Annotated in this window: 1 protein-coding gene; it reads left to right on the top strand. The window is 27.7% G+C overall.

The window, feature by feature from the left end; all coding sequences use genetic code 11:
• Positions 1-159 precede the first annotated feature (159 nt).
• Entirely contained in the window at positions 160-480 is a 321-nt protein-coding gene (gene tscT / locus A6013_RS24165; RefSeq protein WP_069733885.1) for a type II toxin-antitoxin system toxin TscT, read from the top strand.
• Positions 481-517 lie beyond the last annotated feature (37 nt).

Below are 517 nucleotides of genomic sequence, written 5' to 3'. Positions count from 1 at the left end.
AAGTTTCGTGAATAATTTGGAAAGTTATGAACACACAGAATATGTTAATGGTATTGAAGTGGTTTCAGAGATCAGTCGTGAAAAGCACTTAGAATTGATAATGAAATGGTGCGCACARGAATTAAAGAATAAGTTTCAATTAGAGAAAGGAGAATAAAAATGAATTGGGAAATTAAAGAATCAATGTGTGACATTGRAGTGATAAAACAAAAAATTRATRATGTAGCTACCAAACATGCTTGGTTTGTTGAARATAGATTTGTAAAAAATGAATTAGAAACAAAACGGGAACATATTAATTTTTCTGCTAGCTATTTAGAACATCGTATACAAAATGGACATACAGTTGAGTTATTACAGGTTTATTTAAAAGAGTTCGATGAACTTATACAAAAATTTCATGAAATAGAAAAAGCATCATCTGATGTAAGTTTCGCGACAGAATCAGATGACGCAAAGAAATTAAAAATTACAGAGTAATTAATAAAAAATAACTATTTTTATTATAACATCTTTG

This window comes from Enterobacter sp. IF2SW-B1 (genome assembly GCF_001743375.1).
Taxonomy (GTDB): domain Bacteria; phylum Pseudomonadota; class Gammaproteobacteria; order Enterobacterales; family Enterobacteriaceae; genus Enterobacter; species Enterobacter bugandensis.
Note: the sequence above shows the minus strand (reverse complement) of the source record. Positions and strands in the feature narration are given on the sequence as shown.